Annotated in this window: 4 protein-coding genes and 1 tRNA gene; all 5 read left to right on the plus strand. The window is 50.3% G+C overall.

Translation table 11 applies throughout. The features are described from left to right. Positions 1–87 precede the first annotated feature (87 nt). The 5 genes from KDK14_RS21285 to KDK14_RS21305 all read left to right on the plus strand — a co-directional run bounded on the left by KDK14_RS21285 (position 88) and on the right by KDK14_RS21305 (position 4681). Entirely contained in the window at positions 88–1050 is a 963-nt protein-coding gene (locus tag KDK14_RS21285; RefSeq protein WP_257267276.1) for a sulfurtransferase, read from the plus strand. 54 nt (positions 1051–1104) lie between these two features. Beyond that, complete coding sequence (locus KDK14_RS21290) at positions 1105–2889, plus strand: FAD-dependent oxidoreductase (RefSeq protein WP_257267277.1); 1785 nt, start codon at positions 1105–1107, stop codon at positions 2887–2889. A 5-nt stretch (positions 2890–2894) separates the two neighbouring features. Next, complete coding sequence (locus KDK14_RS21295; protein WP_257267278.1) at positions 2895–3665, plus strand: (Fe-S)-binding protein; 771 nt, start codon at positions 2895–2897, stop codon at positions 3663–3665. Positions 3666–3676: 11 nt separating this feature from the next. Beyond that, positions 3677–4354: a TVP38/TMEM64 family protein gene (locus tag KDK14_RS21300; RefSeq protein WP_257267279.1), complete on the plus strand. Its 678-nt coding sequence runs from the start codon at positions 3677–3679 to the stop codon at positions 4352–4354. Between the two features lie 250 nt (positions 4355–4604). Next, positions 4605–4681: transfer RNA gene (locus tag KDK14_RS21305), tRNA-Arg, on the plus strand. Positions 4682–4772 lie beyond the last annotated feature (91 nt).

Raw genomic sequence — 4772 nt, forward strand, 5'->3', positions numbered from 1 at the left:
TGATCAGTATGGTTGTTAAAAAGTTCAGGTTTTTTTAATTTCCAGGTTTAAAAATCGGTCTATCGGTTCAGGAAAAGTAAAGTGAAAATGAAGTACATTACGGTGGGTGCTGTCTGCTTGATTGCTGCCGCCTTCCCTATTTATCGCAACTCAGTAGGGGTTAGACCTGTTGCGGTTGATGGGTACGAACAATCGGCCAAAATTGCCGAATACCATAATCCCGACGCCTTTATTACGTCAGCGCAATTGCAACAGTTGATGGAGTCTGATCAGGCTCCAGTGGTGATTGGTACATTGAATCCAATGAAACTTGATCCGGTTATTGACGGCTCTTTTACCGTCTGGCGCTCTGATTATTCTACTACGGATGACGTTTATCCATTTGATGGCATGCGCTCAGACCAACAAGCGATGGAAGCCATGCTGAGCAGTTTCGGCGCCACTCCTGAAAGCACTATCGTTGTTTATGCGGCCAATGATCATCACGATGCTGGACGCCTTTACTGGCAGATTAAAATGTTAGGTCACGAGGATGTTCGTATTTTAGACGGCGGTTTGAATGCCTGGGTGGGTGCAGACCTGCCCACAGGCAACGGCAATCCTGATGTTGCTGAAACAAGCTATCAGGCGCCGGCATACAGTGAAGAAGAGCTGGCAACCTATGACATGGTCGTACAGGCCACGAATGATTCGGACTGGGTTATTCTGGATACCCGCAGCCTGGCCGAGCATGACGGAGCCGTTACTGAGTCCGGTGCCTTTGGCCCCGGTACCATTGATGGCAGTGAATTTCTGGAGTGGAACCGGGTACTGAATAAGGACACGACCTTAAAGACCCGGGAAGAGCTGCAGATGCTTTATGGCGATCTGATTAAAGGCAAGAAAGTCATTGCCTATTGTCAATCCGGTGTGCGCTCTGCTCATACAACGCTGGTTCTTAAAGAGATTCTGGGGGCGGAAGCAGTATATAACTACGATGGCTCATGGATTGAATGGAGCCATGCCCACTACAAATCAAAAAATCCCACCGCCACCATCATTAATGGATAAGACAACAGTGTGATTTTTGACTCCTGTCGAGCCTGTTTTTTTGAGTGAGCCCTTATGGAAAACGTTCTGTTCAGCCAGAAGCTGTACGATTCGGCCCAGCATATTGTTGACAACTGCATGGGCTATGAAGCACCGGCCTGTCAGTCAGCCTGCCCAATGCATACGGATGTAAAGCAATATGTGCAGTTGGCTGGCGAAGGCAAGTACGATGAATCATTACAAGTGATTCGCGATAAGATTTTTATGCCGCAAACCCTTGGGCGCATTTGTGCCCATCCCTGTGAACAGTCCTGTCGGCGTAATGTGGAATTCAGGCAGCCCATCAGTATTGCGGGTATCAAGCGTTTTGTGGCTGAGCGTGCCGACAACCAGGCGAACTGGGATCTGACGGTGGGCATGGATACCGGCAAAACCGTGGCGATTGTTGGTGCCGGTCCTGCCGGAGCCCAGGCCGCCATCGAGCTTCGTCGACAAGGGCATGGGGTCACCCTCTTTGAAAAGTTGCAGGTCTACGGTGGTATGATGCGAGTGGGTATCCCTGAGTACCGGCTGCCGCGCAATATCATCGATTACGAATACGCTTATCTCGCCATGCTTGGGGTTGAGACCCGGTTTGGCGTGGAAGTGGGCAAGGATATTCATTTCAATGAACTGCGCGAACAGTTTGATGCCGTGATTCTTGCCCACGGTGCTCATGTTGGCTCCATTATCCCACTGCCTGGTCATCAGTCTGTTGGCGTCTATTCAGCGGTTGAATTTCTGAAAGAAGTGGCGGAAACCCGGGCTTTTCCCCGCGCTGGCCAGCGGGTGATGGTCATTGGCGGTGGTGACGTTGCCATGGACTGCGCCCGTTCATCCTGGCGCATTGATGCGCTGGAAGTGCATCAATGCTCGTTGGAAAGCATGGAAATCCTGCCAGCCAGCCAGGTTGAAATCGATGAATCCCTGGAAGAGGGTGTGCAGTTTAATGCCGGCTGGGGGCCAGATCAGATTCTGTCTGAAAATGGACAGGTGACTGGTATTGTGCTGAAGAACGTCATCAGTATCGTTGATGAGCAGGGGAATTTTGCCCCGGTATACGGCGATGACCGAAGAACCATTGCAGTTGATACGGTGATTTTTGCCACTGGCCAGTTAGTCGCAGATATTACCGATGGTGCCTTGGAGCAAACCCGCGGTGGTCGTTACGTGGTGGATGCCCAGACTCTGGCCACTGAACTTCCCGGTGTGTTTGTGGCCGGTGATGCCAACGGTGGCAATATTGTTATTCAGGCGATGGCTTTCGGGCGTAAGGCAGCTCTCAGCGTGGATCGCTATCTGACCGACAGGGCGCTGACTGAGGGGCGAGATTTTGAGCAAGAGTACAGCTACGACTGTCGTCTGAATGTGCCACTGCCAAAGGGCACCGGGAATCATCCCCGGCTGCACGGCGAACTCCGTGATGCTGAACTCAGGAAACGGGATTTTGAGCAGGTGGACCTGGGCTTTACGCCGGAGCAAATTACCACAGAAGCCGGTCGATGCCTGAACTGTTCCTGCAAACTCTGTATGAAAGAGTGTGTGATGATGAATGACTTCGGCGATTGTCCGAAGCAAATCTTCAGTGATTTTATCGAACAGCAATCCATGGAACCACTGCTGGCCTATTCCTGCAATGCCTGCGATCAGTGCACGATTGCCTGCCCCAAAGATTTCCAGATTAAAGACATTTTCTTGGGCGCCAGGGCTGATTTTGTCAAGGCCAACGGTGGCAACTCACCCATGCCGGGACATAAAGGTATTAATATGCATCAGAAACTGGGCTTTTCAAAATTCTTCACCATGGCCAGCAAGGGGTAATCGCAATGGGTAAAAAGGTATTTATGCCGGGCTGCAGTCTGCCGTCGTATAACCCGGATGCGGTGAAAAAAACCGCGGCCTACCTGAAGTCTGTCTATCCGGATATGGGGGCGGTGCAGAAATGCTGTGGTAAACCCACAGCAGCGATTGGCCAGACGGAGCTGTTCAAACAGCGCTTTGGACAGTTGCAGAACGACTTTGACAAGGTAGGCGCAGAAGAGGTGATTGTCGCCTGTCAGAGCTGTTATGGCCTGATCAAGAAAAATACCGATCGGCAAAAGCCGGTTTCACTCTGGAAACTGCTGCCAACCATTGGCCTGCCAAAAGAGCTGCGGGGCAAAGCCAGGGCCAGTGATGCGGTGTTCACCATTCATGACTCCTGCTCCACCCGTTACGAGACGGAATTACAGGATGGTATCCGCTGGATCTTGCAAGAATTGGGCTATAAAACCACTGAGCCGGAATATACCCGCGAAAATACCCGTTGCTGTGGTTTTGGCGGCATGGTTGTACCGGCTAATCCGGAGGTTGCCACACGTGTCATCCAGCGTCGTGTAAATGAATTCAAAACTGACCATGTGGTCGTTTATTGCGCTGCCTGTCGTGCTTCCATGATGGGGGTAGGCACTAAATCATGGCACATTCTCGATCTGCTCTGGGGACCTGTGGTGATGCAATCAGATGGGACTCCGGTGAATGTGCTGGCCAACCCGGTGAAGGCCTGGATTAATCGTTACAAGAGCAAATCTGCTCTGATTCAATGTATGAATATTTGAGTGATTCCATTATGAAATTTTTAAAGCCTGGTATCGCGGTAGTTGTTATCGCACTGCTAATGTTTGCGGCAAAAGAGTCGGGCGTTCTTTCGTTGCTGACCGATGTGGAAGGGTTGCAGGCCTGGATTGCCGGTTTTGGTCCGGTGGGGTATGTCGTCTTTGCCCTGCTGTATATCTTCTCCTGTATATTTATGCTGCCTGGCAGTGCCTTGACGATTGTGGCCGGAATCGCCTTCGGTCCTGTGGCGGGTGGGCTTCTGGCGCTTTGCTCGGCAACCCTGGGGGCAGTGGCGGCATTTATTGTGGCACGTTTCCTGCTGCGTAACCTGATTTTGCAGAAGTTTGGCACTAACCCCATGTTCAAAAAAATTGATGATGGCGTTGCCCACAATGGCGTCAGTTTCCTGATACTTACCCGTTTGGTACCCGTATTTCCATTCAGTCTGCAAAACTATGCCTATGGTTTGACGGGCATCAATCTTGCCACCTATTCGATCGTTTCCCTGGTGACCATGGCTCCGGGCGCTTTCATCTTTGCCTATATGGCCGGAGATATTGCCACCAACGGAGTTTCTGCCATGTTGCTGGTGAAGTTTGCCGCGGCGGGACTGGTACTGTTCTGTATCTCTCTGATTCCCAAGTACATTGCCAAAAAAAGAGGCATTGATATGGGACAGTTGGCGAAATAATTAACACTCGACCCACGCCAGCATGTCTTTGCTGGCTATTATTTCATTTGCTGGATTATAGGCATAAAAAATGAAAAGTTTTGTGTATATTCTTAAATAAACTTTCTCTATGTCATGACGTACGATCAATGGTAATCAGGAAATATTTTGCGCCACCCTCAGGGATGAACAATGGTTAAGCAAAATATTTTTCACGGCAAAGATGTGGTTGAAAGGCTCAAGGGGATAAGCTAGTATCCCCATCCGTCACGCACCCGTGGCGCAGCTGGATAGCGCGTTTGCCTCCGGAGCAAAAGGTCGCAGGTTCGAATCCTGCCGGGTGCGCCAATAAAATCAACGATTTAGAAGAAGAAATAGACGACCAAAGTAACTATTCGTTGAAACCATATTGACCCTTGATTTCCAAGGGCTACAAGCA

This window comes from Endozoicomonas sp. ONNA2, from assembly GCF_024606365.1.
Lineage (GTDB): Bacteria > Pseudomonadota > Gammaproteobacteria > Pseudomonadales > Endozoicomonadaceae > Endozoicomonas.